This window comes from Brevibacterium aurantiacum (assembly GCF_007558825.1).
GTDB lineage: Bacteria > Actinomycetota > Actinomycetes > Actinomycetales > Brevibacteriaceae > Brevibacterium > Brevibacterium aurantiacum_A.
Genome location: NZ_VLTK01000004.1, coordinates 480209 through 499607 on the forward strand (window position 1 = coordinate 480209; position 19399 = coordinate 499607).

Sequence of the window (19399 nt, forward strand, 5' to 3'; positions counted from 1 at the left end):
AGGTTCCCTGCTCGGTACAACCAAGGCCACCCTGTTCAATATTCCTGCCCCTCAGCCTTCGGCAGTCGCGGTGCTTCCACCGCCTGCAGAGCTCGAGCCGGAACCGCTGCCCACACCGTCACCCGAGCCTCCGCCGGAGCTGGATCCTCCACTCGAACTGCCGGAGCCAGAGCTGCCTGCTCCGCCCTGCGAGCCGGAACTCGAGCTCCCGTCCGTCGAAGTTGTGCCCCCGCCCGAGGTGTCCGCTTCGGCACTGCTGGATCCGCTCGAATCGCTGGCGGCTCCTGCGGTCTCGTCGCCGGTGGTTGTGGTCGAACTGACATCGGTACCCTGGTCGGTCCCCGTCTGATCTGCAGTCGAGGAGGTGGTGGAGCTGCCCTCGTTCGCCGAGGTGGACTGTCCTTCGCTCGTCGTCGAGCTCTCGGTTCCGCTACCCTGATTCGGGTTCTGGCCGGGTTGGGAGTCGTCCCCGGAAGAGCTGGATTCGGCAGTGCCGCCGCCGTCGTGCGATGTTTCGGAGTCATCCCCGGTGCCGGAATCTCCGGTCACTGACCGTGAGATCTGTGAGGTCCCTGGCGAGATATCGGCGGCAGTGAATGATTCGGCCATGACCACGGCACCCAGCCCGATTCCGAATGTCGCCACCCCGATAGCCACCGGGTAGAGGACGCGTTTGCGGCGCAGCTTCTGCCACCACGATTTCGGTTCATCGTTGGCCGCATCGGTGGTATCGGGTGACGGGTGCTGCGCTGACGGGGCGTCGACGGTCGTGGCGAAGTCCGCCTCGTCGCTCAGGCTCCCGAAGGTGCTGGTGGTGCGGGAGGGTCCGGTTGACGAGACAGCAGAGGATCGCTGGGTCTTGGCACCGATTGACTTCGCCTTCACTGCCGGGGCGAGCTTCGTGCCGACTTCTTTGATCTTCTCTTTGCCCTTGTCGAGGCTGCTGGTATAGAGCGTCACCGCGAGTCCGGTGATGATGCTCGCGACTCCTGCACCGACGACCGTTCCGGCCACGCCCAGCTGCCCGCCGATGACCGAGGAGGTAGCTGCGGCTGCGGCACCGGCGACGAGCTGGGTCGCCGAGACTCTGCTCTCGCTCTTCTCCTTCTTCTCACCGACGTCGCCTTTCGCGTTCTCGACGACGTCAGTCGATTCACCGACGGCAGTGGTGTTCTCCTGCATCATCCGAGTCGCCGACCTCGCTGGCACCGGCTGTTCTTCGCGTCGGATCGGATTCGGCGGCATCACCGGCGTGGTCACGTGCGAGGTCGTCGTCGGTGTCGACTGGGTGTTCCTGGCGTGTGTGGCGGCGAGTTCTTCGGTGATCAGAGGCAGGGTCTGTGATGCCTGCACGGTCGTTTCGGGTCCGCCGCCTCCCGATGCTGATCTGTCCTGATCGGACGCTGCGACGTTCTGCCCGTTCAGTCTGCCTGACTCATTCTGATTCGACACCAAAATACCTCCGATGGCTGGTCTCTGAGTTCAGTATGGGCCGTCCATTTTCGGAGTTCCTGACCCGCGCCCTCAGAAGCTGGGACAACACTGTGAGAAGCCACCGCCCTCATTGCGTTTGACCTGCAACGATGCGGATTTGTGTGACGCGCAGGACATGCGCTTGGCAGGATACTCGCAGGTCCGAATTCGGCCTCTGCCAGGACCGCCGTCTCAGCGCAGGATGGCCACGTCGAGGTGATCCGGAAGTACGTCCGACTCCTCGAGTTCCAGCACCTGGAATCTCGGGTAGCCGGCACCCGATTCCAAGGTCACTGCAAACAGGTCGGAACCGGTGTTTCGCGTCGACATCTCCAACCCGACGTGTTCCGATTCTGCCCCGTCGTCCGACTCGACCATGAGGTTGAGGGCGAAGCACGGTGCGCCCAGTTCGAGGAGGGAGACAATCTGGTCCCCACGGAATCTCTGAGGTTCAGCGTGGGCGACGCGGTGCACCTGTCCGTCGATCTCGAGGACAACCTCGGCGCCGATAGGAAGGAACGTGCGTGCCAAGCCCGGCAATGGGGAGAACGCAGCCGGACGGTCCAGACGCGCGATGCTCAGGCGCCACCGTAATCGACTCGGGGTCAGATTCTGGGATTCGGTGAGCGAGACGAGCTCGGTCGTCTCCCCCGCACCATTGGCCCATGGGACCGGTTCGAGGTCATCGAATGAGGTGATCACGCGCATGTGATCACTCTAGTGCCGCGTCTGCACCGGCCAGAACCTCAGTTCAGCACGAGACAGAACGGGTGGCCGGCAGGGTCCAAGAAGACGCGGAAGGTCTCACCCGGCTGTTCTGCCGCCTTTCCTGCACCGAGTTCGACCACGGCCGTCTCGGCGACATCAAGGTCATCGACGACGACGTCGAGGTGCATCTGCTGCGGGTGGGCCTGGCCCGGCCAGCTGGGTGCGTGGTAGTCCTCGACCTGCTGGAAGCAGATCGGCGGCCAGGAATCGGATGTGATCTCTGCCCAGGTGCCGTCGTCATCGACTCTGACCTGCCAGTCGAGGAGCTGACCATAGAACTCCGCGAGTTCGCGTGCGTCAGGAGCGTCGAGAACGACGACGGGCTGCTTTGCGATTGCCATGCTGGAAGTCTACGCGCCTTTCGATGCTAGGCTCGAAACACCACAGGGGAGCGCTATGAGATTGGCGCTGAGAGTGCGCAAGCAGACCCTTCGAACCTGATCCGGTCAGCACCGGCGGAGGAAGTGAGCTCGGACACTGATGACCGATGTCGACACGAAACACACGACCACCAGCGGCATTCGGCTGACCCCAGAGGGGCTCGTTGCGACCCTGAGAGCGCAAACGGCTCCAACCTGGGAGGCCGCAGTCGGGCACAGGTTCGTCACCGAACTGTTCGCCGGCACGGTCGATGACTCCGTGATGAGTCGGTACCTGGTCCAGGACTACCAGTTCTTCGAATCGTTCCTCTCGATGCTCGGCGCGTGCGTCGCTCACGGCGATGCGCTCGGGCCCAAGCTGCGATTCGCCAAGCAGCTCGGCTTCCTCGAAGCCGACGAGGATTCGTACTTCCTCATGGCCTTCGCCGAGGTGGGTGTCCCCGCCGCCGACTACGCTGACCCCCAGCTGGCTGAGCCGACCGAGGACTTCCGTGACCTCATGGACGAAGCCGTCGTCTCGGCATCCTACGCAGAACTGCTCGTCGTGCTCGTCATCGCCGAGTGGCTCTACCTCGATTGGGGCGTGCGCTCGGATCCGATGCCTCCACGACAGGTCCATTCCGGGTGGATCGACCTGCACCGCGGTGACGCCTTCCGGGCCTGGGTGCAGTTTCTCGTCGACGAACTTGAGCGGGTATTCCCCACCGGCGAGGACGCAGAATCCACCGCGGTGCGAGGCCGACTGACTCACATCTGGCACCGTGGCGTCGACCTCGAACTGGCATTCTTCGACGAGGCGTACGCTGAGAACGATAGCCGGTGAAGCTGAAGCGCTCGGCTCATATTCTGCGTGCCTCGCCTCAACGAGGTCGCTCGGATTAGGATTGTTGAGCAGAACAGGTGTGCGGGTGCGTCCAGTCGCACTCCGCCGTCGCTGCAGGATGCGAGGTAATACAGATGAGTACACAGCTGCTTCCCGTCACGGACGTTCCGGCGGTCTACATCATTCATGACAATCCCGAATGGATCGCGCCGTTTGCGCAGGCCCTCGATCGATCAGACATCCCCTTCGTCGAATGGCTGCTGCCTGAAGTCTCGATCGATCTCACCACAGAGCCGCCGCAGGGCCTGTTCTGGTCGCGGCTGTCCGCTTCGGCGCACACTCGCACGGATCCGCACGTCAAGGACTACGGGCGTGCGGTGCTCGCCTGGCTCCAGACAGCAGGACGCACCGTCATCAACGGCGCAGACGTCTACGAGCTCGAAGTGAGCAAAATCCGCCAAAACCGCGAGCTCGCCATGCGCGACTTCGACACCCCGCGCACCTCGGCGGTCTTCGGCAGTGCTGCGCTGTCCACGGCGGCACGCGATTTCGTCCCACCCTTCATCACCAAGCACAACCAGGGCGGCAAGGGACTCGGCGTGCGCCTTTTCGAGTCTCATGCCGAACTCGATGCGGCTGCGAGTGACTTCGCCGTGGGTGGTGCAAACGAGCCGATCGACGGAATCACACTGGTCCAGGAATATGTGCGGCCTGCGCAGCCGTTCGTCACCCGTGCCGAGTTCATCGGCGGCCGGTTCCACTATGCGGTGCGAGTCGATGTCTCCGATGGGTCCTTCGAACTGTGCCCCGCCGAGGCATGCGAGGTCCCCTCCGCGCCTGCGGCACCACTCGACCCGTTCTCCGTGCGTGAGGACATCACCGCGCGCACGCCCCTCATCGGCAGGTTGGAGATGCTCCTGACCGAACTGCACATCGACATCGCTGGAATTGAGTTCATCGAGACTGCCGATGGCCGCCAGGTCGTCTACGACATCAACACCAACACGAACTACAACCCGAGCGTCGAAGATGGCGAGCGCACGACCGGGCGCACCGCTGCCGCGGACCGGATCGCCGAGTACATAGCCGCTGAGATCGCCGCGATCTCTGTGTCCCACACTTGATGCCTGACCGTCGCGTGGTTCTCCACCAACTGCTCTCACTGCTGCGCGAGGTCAATATAGGCAAACGAGCTCTTGTCGCCATTGATGGACTCGACGGTGCAGGCAAAACAGTCTTGGCCGAAGAACTCGTTGAGGTGGCTGACCAGGACGGATTGCGCCCCATTTCGTCACTGAGCATCGACGGATTCCATCAACCCCGCTCGGTTCGGTACGCGAACGGCCAGGGCCCCGATCCCTTTTATCGGGATTCCTATGACTACGATGCCTTCATTCGGTCCGTCGTGACTCCGTTCAGACATGGTCTGTCGATCACGCCAGCGGTCTGGAATGTTGATGCCGACCTAGCCGTCTTACCGAAACAAGTCTCCCTGCCAGAGGACTGCGTCCTCCTCGTGGATGGGATTTTTCTCCACCGGCCCGAACTTCGAGACCTGTGGGATGCAAGTCTGTGGGTGCAGGTTCCCTTCACGGTGTCTGTCCCTCGTGGGAACTCACGCTTCGCCGGGCAGTTCGATTCTGATCCCGAGGCGCAGTCCAACCATCGTTATGTCGGCGGACAGCGACTCTATTTCGCGCAATGTTCGCCCTGGGACCACGCCACGTGGGTCCTCGACAACGAAGATCTGGCTCATCCCGCGATCAGAGGCATCCGCACACCGGGGTCGTCTCCCCTCTCCCCTAGACTGAACCCATGAGCAACGCTGAGGTAGACGCCGTCGTCGTCGGATCCGGCCCCAACGGCATGGCCGCCGCCGTGACCATGGCTCGAGCGGGTCTGTCCGTGCAGGTGTACGAGGCCCAGTCGACCATCGGCGGTGGCGCCCGCACCCTTGACCTGGGCCTGGCTCCGGGCATCACCCACGACATCTGCTCTGCCGTGCACCCCTTGGCGATCTCGAGTCCCTTCTTCGTCGACTTCGACCTGCGTGCTCGGGGGCTTCAATTCACCACTCCAGAGGTCTCCTACGCCCAACCATTGGACAGTCAGCCCGCTGCGCTGGCATTCCACGATCTCGAAACTACGGTCGACCACCTCGGCGCGGCCGGACCCGAATGGCGACGGTTCTTCGCCCCGCTCCTCGAACGTGTCGATGACGCGATCTGGCTCTCCCTCGGTGACAAACGCTCCGTTCCGGAGACCCTGCGCGATGTTCCCGGGATCGCCAATGTGGTGAAATTCGGACTGCGGCTGCTGTCCCAGGCAAGCCCGGCTTGGAACATTCCGCTCTCACATGAGACGTCTCAGTCGCTGTTCACCGGTGTTGCCGCGCACGCAATCGGCGGGCTGCCAGCCATGGGCACGGCCGCCACGGCCACCATGCTCTCGACCATTGCCCACGCCGGTGGCTGGCCATCCCCTGTGGGTGGTTCGCAGGCGATCATCGACGCCATGGTCGCCGACCTCGAGGCCCATGGCGGCACAATGACGACGAATGCGCGCATCGATCACGTCTCCGATATGCCGCCCGCCCGGGCCTATCTCCTCGACACCTCGGCGCTGAATGCGGCTCAGATCTTCTCCGGCCTCCTCCCGGCAAAGGTCGACAAATCGCTGCGCAGCTTCAAGCAGGGCAATGCCGCAGCCAAGGTCGACTTCGTCCTCAACGGGCCCGTGCCCTGGGCCGATCCCAACATCAACCGCGCCGGCACCATCCATGTCGGTGGAACTCGGGCGCAGATGGCCGCCGCCGAGGCCGACGTCATTGCCGGACGCATGCCGGCCGACCCTGTCTGTTTGGTCTCCGACCCAACCGTGTTCGACCCATCACGTGAGGTGAATGGTCTGCGGCCGCTGTGGACTTATTGCCACGTACCCTTCGACTGCCCGATCGATCCGGCCGAGTACATCATCAGGCAGATGGAACGTTTCGCCCCCGGCTTCCGCGACACCATCGTCACCTACAACTCGATCCCCGCATCCGAGATGGCGGGCCACAACCAGAACTATATCGGCGGCGACATCGCCACCGGGCTCGTCTCCTTCTACCGAATGATGGCCCGGCCGCGCACGAGCTGGGACAACTACAGCCTCGGCGTCCCCGGCGCCTACCTGTGTTCGGCAGCGACCCCACCGGCACCCGGCGTGCACGGCATGAACGGCTGGTTCGCCGCCCAGCGAGCGCTGAAGACACGATTCTCAATCACAGCGGCGCCGAGCCTGGCGCCCTGAGCTCGTCCCCTGGACGCCGAGCGGCGTGGGACCTCCTCCGCAGTCGCCACACCCCGTTGGCCACGGCCACCGCGAGAACAACGAGGCCCGCACCGATCGCCTGCCCCAGGGTGAGCATTTCGCCGAGGATGAGCGCCGCGAGCACGAGTGCGAGCACGGGCTGGATGAGCAGCAGACTCGCCGTCATCGTCGGCACCAGTCGGACGCTGCCCCTGTTGATGAGCAGCCACGCAACCACTTGCCCGAGCAGAGCCAAGGCAATGAGATACATCCATGACTTCGGGCCGATCCCGGTGAGGTGGAGGCCGCCAGTGAACTGCGCGATGATCGCCGAGGTCACCGCCGCCGAGGCTGTCGCCCAGGCCAACGGCTGAAGTGTCCCCTCGGCCTTACGCCTGGTCCCACGGCGGGTGAGGAACATGTACACCCCGTAGCCGATACCCGCGATCAGACCGAGAACGGTGCCGAGGACGGCACTGTCCCCCACCTCGGTCAGCGTGACGATTCCTCCCACCAGGCCGACGCCGATGAGCATCAGCGGAAGTGCGATGAGGAAACGTGCGCTCACACGCTCACGATCGACGAGCAGCGCGAGCAATGGCAGGACGATGACCTGGACATTGACGAGCACGGTCGAGACGCCCGCGCCCACGAGGTAGATCGACGCCGTCCACGCAATGTAGTCGATGCCCAGCGCGATGCCGGCCGCGATCGCCCAGAGGATCCCTGCTCGAGAGAGCCCACCGTGGCGTCGGCGCTCGAACAGAGCCAGGGGCACGAGGGCGATGACGGCGATCGCACACCGCAGCACGGCCGTCGTCGCCGCATCCACGCCCGCGAGCTTGACCAAGATCGCCGAGATCGACAGGCACAGGGCACCCGCGAGCACCGCCGAGACGGCGAGCGCGGTCGGCGGCTCCGGCGTTGGAGCGGCCCTGGGTATGACGGCCATGAGACGACACTATGCCCACGGAGGCGATTTGGCACCGCTCGTGGGGTGAAGCGACCAGTTCGGCAGTGGGGTGCACCTCTGTGCTGACTCACGAACGCGCACATGATTGAATCGGGCAGAGATTGTCGGGCGGTACACACCGCCTGCGCGGAACCATTGATGAGTGAAGGGAGACACTGTGATCGCTGAACTCAATACGCTCATCGACCTCATCGAGTCGGACCTCGCCGATACCGGCAGCACTGTCGGAGCCGAAGGGGTTTCGCATCTCGATGTCGAATCGTTGGCGCGGACACTCGGCACGAGCGAATACCATCTGCGGCGCATGTTCTCGTCCCTGGCAGGGATGTCGCTGTCGGAATACGTTCGACGTCGCCGGATGACCGTGGCTGCCGCCGATGTGGCGGCCGGCCGGGGCCTGTTGGGCATCGCGGTCCGCTTCGGATACGGATCGGCTGAGGCCTTCGGGCGAGCGTTCCACTCCGTCCACGGAGTGAGCCCGTCAGCGGTTCGGCGCGACGGTGGCCCCCTTCGCAGTCAATCAACAATCAGGTTCCGCCTGACGATCGAAGGGAGTTCTTCCATGGACACTCGAATCACCGACAAACCGGCGTTCTCACTCATCGGCTACGCCAAGCGTGTGCCCCTCATCCACGAGGGAGAGAACCCGCACATCCGCGAGCACATCGAATCTCTGCCTGCGGATGAGCACGCTCGCCTCAAATCCCTCAGCGATGCAGAGCCCACCGGACTGCTTCAGGTCACAGCCGATGTCGACCCGGACTACCGGGAAGGCACCGAGCTCACCTACCTGCACGGCGTCGCGGTCGGGACACCCGATTCGGCGCCTGAGGACCTCGACGTCATTGACGTCGAGGCGGGAACTTGGGCGGTCTTCACCACTGCCGGCCGCTTTCCCGAAGCACTGCAGACGACCTGGGCGGCGACGGCAACTGAGTGGTTTCCGTCGAATCCGTGGCAGCTGCGGCCCGGGCCCTCGATCGTTGCGATCATCGACCGGGCAGCGGACCTCAGCACGGCCACCACCGAGCTCTGGCTGCCGATCGAACGCGCGTGACACGATGCCACTGCCCAAAGCAGCGTCCGCCGTCACCTCGTGGTTCTCGCTCAGATGTGTTCGTTGAGGATCGCGCCCAGCCGAGTCAGGGCATCGACCATCTCATCATCGGACTGACCCGAGTAGCTGAACCGGGCATAGTTGCTGCGTTGTTCGGTGGGGAAGAACGACCCACCTGGAACGTAGGCGACCCTCGCCTCGGGCAGGGCATGTTCGGCCATGAATGCGGTCGCGTCGAAGCCTTCGGGGAAGGTCACCCAGGTGAAGAGCCCACCTTCGGGCCTGGTCACGGTCACCTCGGCGGGGAAATGTTCGGTCATCGTCGATACCATGAGGTCGCGCTTGGCGCGGTAGACCCCACGCATCGCTGAGACGTGGGCATCAATATCGAAGGTGTCGAGGAATCGCGTCACCGCTGTCATGTTCAGCGTGGACGACTGGGTGTCGGCGGCGAGCTTGAGCAGACCGAGCTTGTCGAGGATCTCCGGTGCCGCGCTCACCCAGCCCAGCCGCACTCCGGGGGCGAGGATCTTTGAGAAGCTGCCGAGGTGGATGACCCGGTGCTCGGTGTCGAGTGAGGTCAGGGTCGGCAGCGCTTCGCCCTCGAAGCGCAGCTCACGGTAGGGCGAATCCTCAAGCACGAGAACGTCGTATTCGTTGGCCAGCTCGATGATGCGCCTCCGGCGTTCGAGGCTGAGGCTGACACCGGTCGGGTTCTGGAAGTCGGGGATGACGTAGATGAACTTGATGTTCTCGGTCGTGGCCAGGGTCGTCTCAAGGGCGTCGACGTCCATGCCCTCGGAGTCCATGTCAACGGCGGCGTACTCGGGCTGGCAGGGGTTGAAGGCGATGAGGGCACCGAGGAAGGTCGGGTTCTCCGTGACGATGACATCGCCCGGGTTGATGAGCAGCTTCGCCACCAGGTCCAGGCCCTGCTGGGCGCCGTGGAGGATGAGAACATCGTCAGCATCCGTCGCCGAACCCGCGCTCGACATGCGTTCGGCGATCTGGCCCCGCAATCCGGGCAGTCCCGCCGAGGCGGTGTACTGCAGTGCGGTCGCACTCTCCTTGCCCAGGATCTCGGTGTAGATCTGCTGGAGTTCGGCCGCGGGAAAGAGTGCGGCATCCGGGTACCCGCCGCCGAAAGAGGTGATGGAAGGATCGTCACCGTATTTGAGCAGCTCACGGATAGCGGACGGCTGAACGCGAGCGATGCGATCGGCGAACTTCGATGACACTGCTTCTCCTTTGAGAAATATTTGCGAGCGCGATCGTTCTGCCTTGTTTCCGCGACTCACCGCTGGTGGTGAAGTGATCGTAGCGTCGAATCATCCGCGCCATGAACTGTGTCCGTTTGGCGGTCTCTGGTCAACATCGCGTCCCCGCGGGGACGTCGGCCACGTCTTCGACGCCTGTGGGCACCACCTCGGCGCGGATCTTCGGTCCTATCGCCGCACGCATGCCTGCCCCGAGGACGCCGATGATGACCAGCACAGCTCCGCACATCTCCCCCAGTGACACCGTCTCGCCGAGAACGAACCACGCGCCACTCATACCGACGATGGGGACGAGCATCGAGAAAGGTGCGACAACTCCGGCGGGGTTGCGCGACATCAGCCACGACCAGATGCCAGAACCGAGGATGGTCGCGATGACAACGGTATAGGCGAGTCCCGCGAGGCCCAGCCATCCAGTGGGAGTCATGAGCGTCGTCAGCGACTGGCCGATAGTGCCTGGCCCTTCGACAACCAGGGCAAGAAGGAGCATCGGCACCGGCGGAACCACCGACATCCACATCGTGAACTTCACCGGCTCGACCGAGTGCGCCTGACGGTTGCAGATGTTGCCGACCGCCCACCCGAAGGCACCGGCGAGAGTCAACAGGAACGGCAGGAAGCTCGCGCTCGAGTCCAGTCTCTGCCAGCCCACGACGCTGAGCCCGGCCATGGCCACGATGAGGAACGCCATCTGTGATCCGCGGACCCGCTCTCGCAGGACCGTCATCCCCAGCAGCACCGTGAACGGTCCCGAAGCCTGGAGCACGAGTGAGGCCAGCCCCGCAGGCATCCCCGCCGCCATCGCCCAGTAGAGGAACAGGAACTGCAGGAGTCCGAACCCCATCCCGTAGCCCACGATCCAGCGAAGCTTCACGTCTGGCTTCGGCACGAACAGCAGCGCCGGAATGGCCAGTACGGCGAAGCGCAGGGCGACGAGGAAGAAGGGCGGAAACTGTTCGAGCGAGAAGTCGATCGCCAGGAAGTTCAGTCCCCACATCACGGCCACCGAGGCGGCGAGCAAACAGTGTTTGAATGACATGACTTCATTCTCGAGTCGCCAGACAGTTAATACAATCGAAATGTTCTACAGAGACTTTGAAGTTCAGCTTCATAGTTGTAGCATTGGCGCATGGACCCCCGGCATCTTGAGCTGCTGCGCCGGCTTGACGAACTCGGCAGCGTGACTGCTGTGGCCAGGGCGACGTTTCGCACGCCTTCGGCGATATCGCAGCAGCTCAAACAGGCCACACGGGAACTCGGACACACCCTCGTCGAACCCGAGGGCCGTGGGCTGAAGCTGACCAGCGCGGGCAGACTGCTGGCGGCAGGCGGCAAGGACGTGGCCTCAGCGATCGCCCGCGTGCAGGCTGACTGGGAGGACTACCTCGGCGATCCCTCCGGAGTGGTTCGGGTTGCCGGGCTACCCAGCGCCCTGGCCTACCTTGTGCCTTCTGCATTGCGACGGTTGCGGGAGACCAGCCCGAGGATCACCCTGCGCACCGTCGATGTGGATCTGGCCGAGCACGAGTTCGCGGGCCTGACCTCCGACGTCGACATCGTCATCGCCCACAGCCTGATCTCCGAACGTCCGGCCGGGACCGAAGGGCTGAGCGTCGAGTGCCTGGCGACCGAACCCATCGACGTCGCCGTCGCGAACGCCCATTCCCTGGCTTGCCGGGACCAGCTGAGACCAGAGGACCTCGTCGACGCTCAGTGGATCGGCGTTCCCCACGGATTCCCATTCACCACAATCCTGACGTCGATCGAACACGTCACAGGACGAGAGCTCGAGGTCACCCAGCGCATCCGGGACAACCGACTCATCGAGGCGATCGTGGCCTCAAGCGATCAGGTCGCCCTGCTGCCGCGATTCACGACCCCGAAAGACGCCGGGCTCACGCTCCTCCCACTGACAGGGGTCGCAACCACACGTTGGGTCGTGGCGGTCATGGCTCCCGACACGGCCGAGCGCGCAGCCGTCAAACGAGTGCTGGACGCCCTGCACCGGAACTCTTAGCCCCAGTGGCTGCGAACCGCTTCGGGATCAGCTTCTCCAATGGCAGGAACGCCGCCCAGCAGATGACCGTCGGCAGGAAGTGGATGCCCAGTGCGATGTAGGTCATGAGGTGGAAGAGCATGAAGAAGATGACGGCACCATAGAGCCATCTCCCCTTGAGGAACAGCACGATCGGTGAGAGGAACTCGAACACCAGAGTCGCCCACTGCCCGGCAATGAGCAGGCCCGGCATCTCGAGGAACGGCTTCGACCATTCGGCCCCGCGGCGCATCAGCGCCCAGATGATCACGGCCCCATTGGCCCAGTGGGTGATGTTCCCAGAGGCGATCCACTTCATCACCACCGAATAGAAGTAGGTGAGGACGACGGAGATCTGCACGACTCGCAGTGCCCACCCTGCCTTCGCCGAGGTGGTCCTCACTTCCCTGAACCGTGCGATTCCGACCGTCGGCAGCACCACGACGGCGATGACGAGCGCCATGTGGTCGTGGGCGACATAGCCATAGCCCTGGGTGTAGAACATCCACAGCCCGAAGGTGATCGCGACCATCCAGCCGCTGATTCGCTGGAGGACGCCGGCGGCGGCCATGAGAGCGAAGACGATGATCGCGGCGAGTAGGATCTGCGCACCGAGGACGCTGACCGGTGGGATGTGGAGGAACCTGGCCAGCCACAGCGGTTGATAGAGGTCGGGAGTCCAGCCGTGCGGGATGACGTCGGCGGAGATCGTGAGCACGTCGATGATGACGAAGATGTAGACGATGACGCGGAAGACCGCGACGCGGGCCAGGGAGATCTGGGGCGTGAACCAGGCGATGATCGGATTGCCGACCTTCGCCTCGGCGGAGGTGGAAATGCTCACTGCACCTCCCACGTCGCCAGGATCTTGTGTTCGGGTTCGCCGACGCTGCGGCCGTTCTCCAACTGCGTCACGGTGCGGCAGAGGATCATCTGCTCCGGCTTCGGCTCGTCGGGATGGAGGCGCTCAAAGGAGTCGGCCATGGTCTGCATAAGTTCCGGGTTGGCGATGACCCGATCGAGCTGGGATTCGATGTCCCCGCGTTCGATCCCGACGGTGTCCGTGTTGAAGCCGAGCCGGCGTGGTTCATCTTCACCGGGGAACTGCGCTTCGATGCACGTCGCGTTCACCGTGCCGTTGAGGTCCTTGGCGGTCGCGTACTGAGTGAGTGACCCGAGCGGGAAGAAGTCGTTGGTGTTGAGGAACTGTCCGCAGGTGAGAATGACGAGGGCCATGGCAGTTGCTCCGAGACGCCATACGATCGACCACGTCGACATCGGCTTCGACTTCGTGGCGGTCGCAGACGCGGCGGCAGTCATCGGTTCGTCGGCGGTCATTGACTCCTCAGCGGGCCCCGACGGCGGTTTCCTATTCGTCACAAGTCGACGCTTCTTCTCATCCATGCGCTGTGTGGTTCATTCTCTCGACGCCGCGGGTACGCAGACTATCGTAGCCGCCGCACACGTACTGGAGACTCAGGAGTTGAACGGCTCAGCTCAGGAACTGCGCGCGTAGAGATTGAGCTGTTCCCACATCGCCGCGTACTTCTGGAAGGATGCGACCGCGGTTTCAGGATCGTCGTTGCTCAGCGCGGTCACCCACGAATCGACGAGCTCCGGTGCCTCGTTGGGCCAGAGCACATCGCTCATCCCGCCCAAGTCGAGTTCGAGCACGGAGTTCATGTCGAAGCCGTCGACCCACTGGGCCAGAATCGATGTCTGCTCGACCATGTCGACGACCTTGGACTTATCGGCCACAGTCTCCGCTGCCCATTCCATCCTCGCCGAGGCTGCCAGAATGTCCGTACGGATGAGCACTCTCAGCCCGGCATCGGTTTCATTTGTGATGATCTGGTCTTCGCTCAGCGAGAAGAACAGCCACCATGATGGCGGCACATCCCACGCCGAGACGCGCGTGAAGACGCGAGTATCCTTGGTGTCCTGGAGCCACTCGGCGCGACGACTGGCCGCACGCCTGCGCGCCGACTTCGGAGCGATGATGTCCAGCGTCGCCTTCGAGGTGTGCTCGCTCAAAGCTTCGAGCGCCTCCCACCCGCGAATGTCCTCCTGCGCGGGGCAGTACCGATCCACGCCGTCCGAAGTCTGAGACGCCGGGAGGAAGATCGGCGTGTTGCGAAAGGACTCGGCCACAGGGCTCGGCGGCAGTGAGATCAAGCGCTGATCCGCGTCTTCGGAGATCTGCTCCTCAACACGAGAACGGTTGTCTTCCACCTGCTCGTCTTGCAATACGGAATGAACTACGGTGGGTTCGAAGATCCGCAGAGAGACAACATAATCGCGACTGTAGGACATGGGTTCACCCTATCCAAGGTCGGGCCTCAAAATGGAACTTCCTACTACGAACAGGTAGGATTTAAGCGCATAGCAGAGATCTAGTCCGGGGCGCTTCGCCCCAAATGACGACGGAGGGGGTCACGCCAGTGGGTCGCGGCCGCGCAAAGGCAAAGCAGATCAAGGTTGCCCGGAAGCTGAAATACTACAGCCCGGACACCGACCTGAATAGACTCCAGCAGGAACTGGGTTCCGAGTCGCAGGCGTCCGGTTCGTCAGATCCGTACGACAACGAGCCGGACTATTCGGATTACGCCGACAAGTACAACGTCGACGATGACGACGAAGAAGACGACTATACACAGCGCGAATCTTGACCGATCAGCACTGATGTGATCGACGCTCAGATACGCCGGGCATCGGATTCGCTCAAGCAAGAAGGCGGAGGCTGCGGCCTCCGCCTTCTGCTTTGCCTGATTGCCCCATGGACTACTCATTGCAAAAGATGTCTGCCCTGACTTCGTTCGCCCGCAGTGAGCAGCAACTCATACTCTTGCGCGCCAACTCCTACAGGTACTCGACCACCACACCCCGGCAGCCGCACTGACAACCTCAGCAACGAGACGCTTCAGAGCTGACGGGACGTTTCAGGGCGAACGGGGCATTTCAGGGCCGGCTGGCCGTTGCACCGACGGCGGCTGCTCCCACAGCGCCTTCAGCCTTGCGCTCACAAAGCCTTAAGCGAGGATTGAGGCTCCGCCGTCGACGCCCTTGGCGCCCTGGACGTAGTCGAGTTCGGAGGCCAGTGAACCGTCATCGACCCTGACTTCACCGAGCACCCATGAGCCTGGTGAGGCTGCGAGCACACTGTCAACGGACTCAGCAGAGGCCACGAGGACCATGCCGACGCCGAGGTTCCAGGTCCGTTCACGGTCTTCCTGCGGGACTCCGCCCAGATCGCCGAGGGTGGAGAAGACCGGAGGGATCTCCCACGAAGCTCGGGACATCTTCGCCACGAGGCCCTTCGGCAGCACGCGCGCCACATTGGCAGACAGTCCCCCGCCGGTGACATGCGAGACCGCATGAACGGCATCGGGCAGAGCAGAGAAGAGGGCGTTGAGTTCGCCGGTGTAGACATGGGTGGGGACGAGGAGCTCTTCACCCAGGGTGCGGCCGAATTCCGGCACGTTGCGATCCAGACCCCAACCCGCCTCGGCGATGATGTGCCTGACCAGGGAGTACCCGTTCGAGTGGATGCCAGAAGATGGCAACCCGATGAGCACGTCACCGGCGGAGACCTTATCAGGTCCCAGCAGTTTGGAGGCCTCGACGACACCTGTGGCGGCTCCGGCGACATCGTAGTCGTCGACCCCGAGCAGGCCCGGGTGTTCGGCGGTCTCCCCGCCGACTAGGGCGACGTCGGCACTTGCACACGCCTCGGCGATGCCCCGGACGATGTCCGCGATGCGCTCGGCCACGACTTTGCCGCAGGCGATGTAGTCGGTCATGAACAGGGGCTTGGCACCGCACACGATGATGTCGTCGACGACCATGCCCACCAGGTCATAGCCGATGGTGTCGTGCTTGTCGAGGGCCTGTGCGATCGCGACCTTCGTGCCGACGCCGTCGGTCGATGAGGCCAACAGCGGGCGTTCGAAGTCCTTGAGCACTGAGACGTCGAAGAGTCCGGCGAAACCGCCCACTTCGCCGACGACATTCGCGTTGTGTGTGGCACCGACCGCGGACTTCATCAGTTCGACGGCGCGGTCACCTGCCTCGACGTCGACGCCGGCAGCGGCATAGGTGGTGGACTTAGCTGGATCGGTGCTCAACTCAACATCCTTTGTCGGCGGGGGTGTTGTTGACAGGAATCGGGTATTCGCCTGAGAAGCAGGCGGTGCACAGCTGGCTGCGCTCCTGCTGGGTGGCCTCGACCATCCCGTCGAGGGAGATGTATCCCAGGGAATCGGCGCCGAGGTTGTCACGGATCTCGTCCATGTTCAGGCCGTTGGCGATGAGCTCGGCCCGGGTCGCGAAGTCGATGCCGTAGAAGCAGGGCCACTTGACCGGTGGAGAGGAGATGCGCACATGGATCTCCTTCGCTCCCGCCTCGCGGAGCATTCGTACGAGCGCGCGCTGAGTGTTGCCGCGCACGATCGAGTCGTCGACGACGACGAGGCGTTTGCCCTCGATGTTCTCGCGCAGCGGGTTGAGTTTGAGTCGGATGCCGCGCTGTCGCAGGGTGTCCGAGGGCTGGATGAATGTGCGGCCGACATAGGCGTTCTTCATCAGCCCCTGGCCGAAGGGTATGCCTGACTGCTCGGCATAGCCGACGGCGGCTGGTGTTCCCGATTCGGGTGTGGCGATGACGAGATCGGCATCGACGGGGTACTCGTCGGCCAGCTGGCGGCCCATCTGAGTCCTGGCCGCATGCACGGTCTTGCCGTTGAGCACGCTGTCGGGCCGGGCCAGATACACGTACTCGAATACGCAGCGAGCCTGGTCCTGTTCGGCGAAGCGGAAGGAACGCAGACCGTCTTCGTCGATGGCGATGAGTTCGCCCGGTTCGACGTCGCGCACGAAGGAGGCACCGACGATGTCGAGAGCCGAGGTCTCGGATGCCACAACCCAGCCGTTCTCCATCCGGCCCAGCGACAGCGGCCTGACCCCGTGACGATCACGCGCGGCGTAGAGGGTGTTCTCGTCCATGAAGGCCAGGGAGAATGCACCGTCGACCTTGGGTAGGAGATTGAGCGCGGCCTCAGTGAGGTTCTCGCCCTCTTCGGTGGCGAAGAGCTCGGTGACCAGGGAGGTGTCATTGGAGGAGTCGCGGAAGGGTCGAGTCCGACTGACCTTCTTCGTCGCGTCCTTGACGACCTGGTCGGCGTCGTCGCGACGGCCGTCAGCCAGAGCCTCGAGCTCATCGAAGTTCGTCAGATTTCCGTTGTGTGCCAGTGCCACTGTCCCGAACGGGGTGGGTCCCAGCGTGGGCTGGGCGTTCTCGAACGAGGGTGAGCCCGTCGTCGAATACCGCGTATGCCCGAGCGCGATGTGTCCCTGCAGAAGTTCGAGATCCCGCTCATGGAAGACCTGCGAAACCAGGCCCATGTCGCGGTAGATCAGGATCTGCTTGCCATTGCTGGCAGCGATGCCCGCGGACTCCTGTCCGCGGTGCTGCAGAGCGTAGAGCCCGAAGTAGGTGAGTTTGGCTATTTCCTCGCCCGGCGCCCAGACTCCGAATACTCCACAAGCATCCTGAGGTCCGCGATCCAGGGGGTCGATTTCGTGCGTTAGTTGCCCGTCTCCTCTTGCCACGTGAAAGATTGTCTCACATCGGTGAGCTCTGCTTCACAAGAGGATCAGACTCCGGAACTCGGGGCTTCGTTTCGGGGCTCGTCCTCGGCACTGTCACTGTCAGGGCGGTTGCCGTCAGCTGCTTCCCCCATCGAGGTGTCGACCGAGGTGACACCGGCATCGGGGTCTTCGCCGTTGGCTTCGGCGATGCGACGACGCGCGATCTCCTTCGGATCATCGACCATGTCGATCTCCGCGTCGACGCGATACTTGCGTGACTTCCTCCGACCTATCCAGTCGAGGAGCACTGCCAGCAGACCGCCGAGGAACAGTCCGCCCACGGCGAGGACGAGCAGCAGCAGCCCCGCTCCCTTGGCCACTGTGTAGCCGGTGGGCATCGCTGCGGGATCAACGAAGAGCGTGAGCACGCCCGCGACGAGTACGCCGAGGATCGCGCCGAGTCCCATGAATACCGAATACTTGGGGCTGCGACGAACGGCGACGTCGATCTGGTCCTTCATGATCTCCTTGGGCAGCAGTGTCGGTGGCGGGTCGATGGCGCCCGCATTTCACGTCGCGGACAGTCTAGTCGAGAACTCTTTCGCCGACTCCCAGGCAGTTATGCGGCCGATCCCATAAGGTGGAAGCAGACACAGCAAGGCTTCTCACATAGGGGTGGACATGTCTCATACGATCATCGTCGGAGTCGACGGCTCCGCCAACAGTCAATGCGCACTGCAGTGGGCGATCAAACACGCACAACTGACCTCTTCCGAGATTCGCCTCGTGGCGGCGTACACCGTTCCCGGCGTCAATATGACCCAAGCGGACATCGTCTACCCGGCCGATTTCGACGCGGAGGTCAAGAGGTCGGTGCAGAAGCTCGTCGATGACAACGCACGAACCGTCACCGATGCCTCGGTGCCGGTGTCGACCGTGGTTTTCCCGGGAGATGCATCTGGGGCGTTGGTCGACAACTCGAAGAATGCCGATCTCGCGGTCATCGGCGCTCGCGGTCGCGGTGGGTTCGCCGGCCGCTTGTTGGGGTCGGTGGCCTTGGCGATGCCCGCGCACGGTCATTGCCCCACCGTGGTCATCCCCAGCACCTGGCCCCAACGACCGATGCCCGAGCGGCCCCTGCCGATCGACCTGCCTGTGCGTTCCTCCGACGCGCAGACGACCACCGCCGAATCCGGCGACAGGCGCCCCGACTTCACCGGTGAGATCGTCGCCGCGATCGATCCGTTCGAGACCGATGGGCCGGTCCTGCGTGAGGCCGCGCTGCAGGCTCGGATCTATGGTCTGCCGCTGCACCTGGTCGGCATCACCGCGGCCCACGTGCTCTCGCCGGAATGGATGCCCAGCGAAACACATCTCGAGAAGATGTACGACGAAGCCGTGACCTCGCGTGAAGAAGCGGTGCAGTCCCTCCAAGAGGAGTTCCCCGATGTTGACGTTCGCTGGTCGATCTTCGATGCCCCCGCCACCGAGGTGCTCATCAGTGCCACCTACACCGCCGAACTCATGATCATCGGCTCCCGCGGCCGCGGCGGTTTCGTGTCGACGATCCTCGGGTCGACTTCCCAGGCCGTCCTCTCACACGCTGTGTGCCCAACACGAGTGGTCCGCGTGCTCCGCCGGAAGGCGGCGAAGAAGCGCTGAAGCTGCGCCTCCAACTGCATTAGCGCTGGGTAAAAGTGCTGGCGTAGGGCACAAGTGCTCAACGTCAGCAC

The 19399-nt window shown here is 63.5% G+C and carries 20 protein-coding genes and 1 riboswitch; of the genes, 8 read left to right on the forward strand and 12 right to left on the reverse strand.

Annotated elements, in window-relative coordinates; all coding sequences use genetic code 11:
* Window positions 1–51: 51 nt before the first annotated feature.
* The 3 genes from FO013_RS09565 to FO013_RS09575 form a co-directional block, all read right to left on the reverse strand.
* The gene (locus FO013_RS09565; protein ID WP_143922293.1) at window positions 52–1452 is read right to left on the reverse strand and encodes a hypothetical protein; all 1401 of its coding nucleotides are present in this window, start codon (window positions 1450–1452) and stop codon (window positions 52–54) included.
* Between the two features lie 213 nt (window positions 1453–1665).
* Window positions 1666–2181: a HutD family protein gene (locus tag FO013_RS09570; RefSeq protein ID WP_143922294.1), complete on the reverse strand. Its 516-nt coding sequence runs from the start codon at window positions 2179–2181 to the stop codon at window positions 1666–1668.
* 38 nt (window positions 2182–2219) lie between these two features.
* Window positions 2220–2582, reverse strand: coding sequence for a VOC family protein (locus FO013_RS09575; RefSeq protein ID WP_143922295.1), 363 nt, complete (start codon window positions 2580–2582; stop codon window positions 2220–2222).
* 34 nt (window positions 2583–2616) lie between these two features.
* Window positions 2617–2722, forward strand: a riboswitch (TPP riboswitch).
* Here FO013_RS09575 and FO013_RS09580 point away from each other — a divergent pair.
* From FO013_RS09580 to FO013_RS09595, 4 genes are all read left to right on the forward strand, one after another.
* Entirely contained in the window at window positions 2722–3444 is a 723-nt protein-coding gene (locus FO013_RS09580; RefSeq protein WP_143922296.1) for a TenA family protein, read from the forward strand. (Overlaps the previous riboswitch by 1 nt.)
* 134 nt (window positions 3445–3578) lie before the next feature.
* Window positions 3579–4568, forward strand: a complete 990-nt coding sequence (locus tag FO013_RS09585; protein ID WP_143922297.1) for an ATP-grasp domain-containing protein — start codon at window positions 3579–3581, stop codon at window positions 4566–4568.
* Entirely contained in the window at window positions 4568–5263 is a 696-nt protein-coding gene (locus FO013_RS09590; protein ID WP_143922298.1) for a nucleoside/nucleotide kinase family protein, read from the forward strand. The genes FO013_RS09585 and FO013_RS09590 overlap by 1 nt, the downstream gene beginning before the upstream one ends.
* Entirely contained in the window at window positions 5260–6738 is a 1479-nt protein-coding gene (locus FO013_RS09595) for a phytoene desaturase family protein (RefSeq protein WP_143922299.1), read from the forward strand. The genes FO013_RS09590 and FO013_RS09595 overlap by 4 nt, the downstream gene beginning before the upstream one ends.
* Here FO013_RS09595 and FO013_RS09600 read toward each other — a convergent pair.
* Window positions 6710–7690 (reverse strand): DMT family transporter, encoded by a 981-nt coding sequence (locus FO013_RS09600; RefSeq protein ID WP_260848074.1) that lies wholly within the window; start codon window positions 7688–7690, stop codon window positions 6710–6712. The two genes, FO013_RS09595 and FO013_RS09600, sit on opposite strands and share 29 nt — an antisense overlap.
* A gap of 178 nt (window positions 7691–7868) precedes the next feature.
* Here FO013_RS09600 and FO013_RS09605 point away from each other — a divergent pair, with 178 nt between their 5' ends.
* Entirely contained in the window at window positions 7869–8768 is a 900-nt protein-coding gene (locus tag FO013_RS09605) for an AraC family transcriptional regulator (protein ID WP_143922369.1), read from the forward strand.
* 50 nt (window positions 8769–8818) lie between these two features.
* On the opposite strand, the gene FO013_RS09610 is transcribed toward FO013_RS09605, so the two are convergent.
* Together FO013_RS09610 and FO013_RS09615 are read right to left on the reverse strand one after the other, a co-directional pair.
* A complete protein-coding gene (locus FO013_RS09610) occupies window positions 8819–10006 on the reverse strand; it encodes an aminotransferase-like domain-containing protein (protein ID WP_143922300.1) in 1188 nt (395 codons plus the stop codon).
* A 130-nt stretch (window positions 10007–10136) separates the two neighbouring features.
* Window positions 10137–11084: an EamA family transporter gene (locus FO013_RS09615; RefSeq protein WP_143922301.1), complete on the reverse strand. Its 948-nt coding sequence runs from the start codon at window positions 11082–11084 to the stop codon at window positions 10137–10139.
* Between the two features lie 90 nt (window positions 11085–11174).
* Between FO013_RS09615 and FO013_RS09620 the strand changes: the two genes are divergently transcribed.
* Window positions 11175–12062: a LysR family transcriptional regulator gene (locus FO013_RS09620; RefSeq protein WP_143922302.1), complete on the forward strand. Its 888-nt coding sequence runs from the start codon at window positions 11175–11177 to the stop codon at window positions 12060–12062.
* On the opposite strand, the gene FO013_RS09625 is transcribed toward FO013_RS09620, so the two are convergent.
* From FO013_RS09625 to FO013_RS09635, 3 genes are all read right to left on the reverse strand, one after another.
* Window positions 12025–12924 (reverse strand): hypothetical protein, encoded by a 900-nt coding sequence (locus tag FO013_RS09625; RefSeq protein WP_143922303.1) that lies wholly within the window; start codon window positions 12922–12924, stop codon window positions 12025–12027. The genes FO013_RS09620 and FO013_RS09625 overlap by 38 nt on opposite strands.
* The gene (locus FO013_RS09630) at window positions 12921–13418 is read right to left on the reverse strand and encodes a hypothetical protein (RefSeq protein ID WP_260848075.1); all 498 of its coding nucleotides are present in this window, start codon (window positions 13416–13418) and stop codon (window positions 12921–12923) included. The genes FO013_RS09625 and FO013_RS09630 overlap by 4 nt, the downstream gene beginning before the upstream one ends.
* A 159-nt stretch (window positions 13419–13577) precedes the next feature.
* Window positions 13578–14393, reverse strand: a complete 816-nt coding sequence (locus tag FO013_RS09635; protein ID WP_143922305.1) for a DUF8083 family protein — start codon at window positions 14391–14393, stop codon at window positions 13578–13580.
* A gap of 128 nt (window positions 14394–14521) precedes the next feature.
* On the opposite strand from FO013_RS09635, the gene FO013_RS09640 reads away from it, so the two are divergent.
* Entirely contained in the window at window positions 14522–14749 is a 228-nt protein-coding gene (locus FO013_RS09640; protein WP_009881540.1) for a DUF3073 domain-containing protein, read from the forward strand.
* 360 nt (window positions 14750–15109) lie between these two features.
* Here FO013_RS09640 and purM read toward each other — a convergent pair whose 3' ends face one another.
* The 3 genes from purM to FO013_RS09655 are packed head-to-tail and all read right to left on the reverse strand — an operon-like array spanning window position 15110 to window position 18187.
* Window positions 15110–16204 carry a phosphoribosylformylglycinamidine cyclo-ligase gene (purM, locus tag FO013_RS09645; protein WP_143922306.1) on the reverse strand — a complete coding sequence of 365 codons (1095 nt, stop codon included), beginning with the start codon at window positions 16202–16204 and terminating at the stop codon, window positions 15110–15112.
* A 1-nt stretch (window position 16205) separates the two neighbouring features.
* Complete coding sequence (gene purF / locus FO013_RS09650; RefSeq protein ID WP_143922307.1) at window positions 16206–17687, reverse strand: amidophosphoribosyltransferase; 1482 nt, start codon at window positions 17685–17687, stop codon at window positions 16206–16208.
* A gap of 44 nt (window positions 17688–17731) precedes the next feature.
* Complete coding sequence (locus tag FO013_RS09655) at window positions 17732–18187, reverse strand: hypothetical protein (protein WP_260848076.1); 456 nt, start codon at window positions 18185–18187, stop codon at window positions 17732–17734.
* A gap of 160 nt (window positions 18188–18347) precedes the next feature.
* On the opposite strand from FO013_RS09655, the gene FO013_RS09660 reads away from it, so the two are divergent.
* Complete coding sequence (locus FO013_RS09660) at window positions 18348–19328, forward strand: universal stress protein (RefSeq protein WP_143922309.1); 981 nt, start codon at window positions 18348–18350, stop codon at window positions 19326–19328.
* Window positions 19329–19399: the final 71 nt, after the last annotated feature.

What these genes read in the sequence shown, in the direction of transcription:
- FO013_RS09615 (WP_143922301.1), bottom strand. Translation starts at nt 11,084, where the DNA reads ATGTCATTCAAACACTGTTTGCTCGCCGCCTCGGTGGCCGTGATGTGG.
- FO013_RS09590 (WP_143922298.1), top strand. Translation starts at nt 4,568, where the DNA reads ATGCCTGACCGTCGCGTGGTTCTCCACCAACTGCTCTCACTGCTGCGC.
- FO013_RS09635 (WP_143922305.1), bottom strand. Translation starts at nt 14,393, where the DNA reads ATGTCCTACAGTCGCGATTATGTTGTCTCTCTGCGGATCTTCGAACCC.
- FO013_RS09630 (WP_260848075.1), bottom strand. Translation starts at nt 13,418, where the DNA reads ATGACCGCCGACGAACCGATGACTGCCGCCGCGTCTGCGACCGCCACG.
- FO013_RS09660 (WP_143922309.1), top strand. Translation starts at nt 18,348, where the DNA reads ATGTCTCATACGATCATCGTCGGAGTCGACGGCTCCGCCAACAGTCAA.
- FO013_RS09600 (WP_260848074.1), bottom strand. Translation starts at nt 7,690, where the DNA reads ATGGCCGTCATACCCAGGGCCGCTCCAACGCCGGAGCCGCCGACCGCG.
- FO013_RS09570 (WP_143922294.1), bottom strand. Translation starts at nt 2,181, where the DNA reads ATGCGCGTGATCACCTCATTCGATGACCTCGAACCGGTCCCATGGGCC.
- FO013_RS09655 (WP_260848076.1), bottom strand. Translation starts at nt 18,187, where the DNA reads ATGAAGGACCAGATCGACGTCGCCGTTCGTCGCAGCCCCAAGTATTCG.
- FO013_RS09575 (WP_143922295.1), bottom strand. Translation starts at nt 2,582, where the DNA reads ATGGCAATCGCAAAGCAGCCCGTCGTCGTTCTCGACGCTCCTGACGCA.
- FO013_RS09620 (WP_143922302.1), top strand. Translation starts at nt 11,175, where the DNA reads ATGGACCCCCGGCATCTTGAGCTGCTGCGCCGGCTTGACGAACTCGGC.
- FO013_RS09585 (WP_143922297.1), top strand. Translation starts at nt 3,579, where the DNA reads ATGAGTACACAGCTGCTTCCCGTCACGGACGTTCCGGCGGTCTACATC.
- FO013_RS09580 (WP_143922296.1), top strand. Translation starts at nt 2,722, where the DNA reads ATGACCGATGTCGACACGAAACACACGACCACCAGCGGCATTCGGCTG.
- FO013_RS09595 (WP_143922299.1), top strand. Translation starts at nt 5,260, where the DNA reads ATGAGCAACGCTGAGGTAGACGCCGTCGTCGTCGGATCCGGCCCCAAC.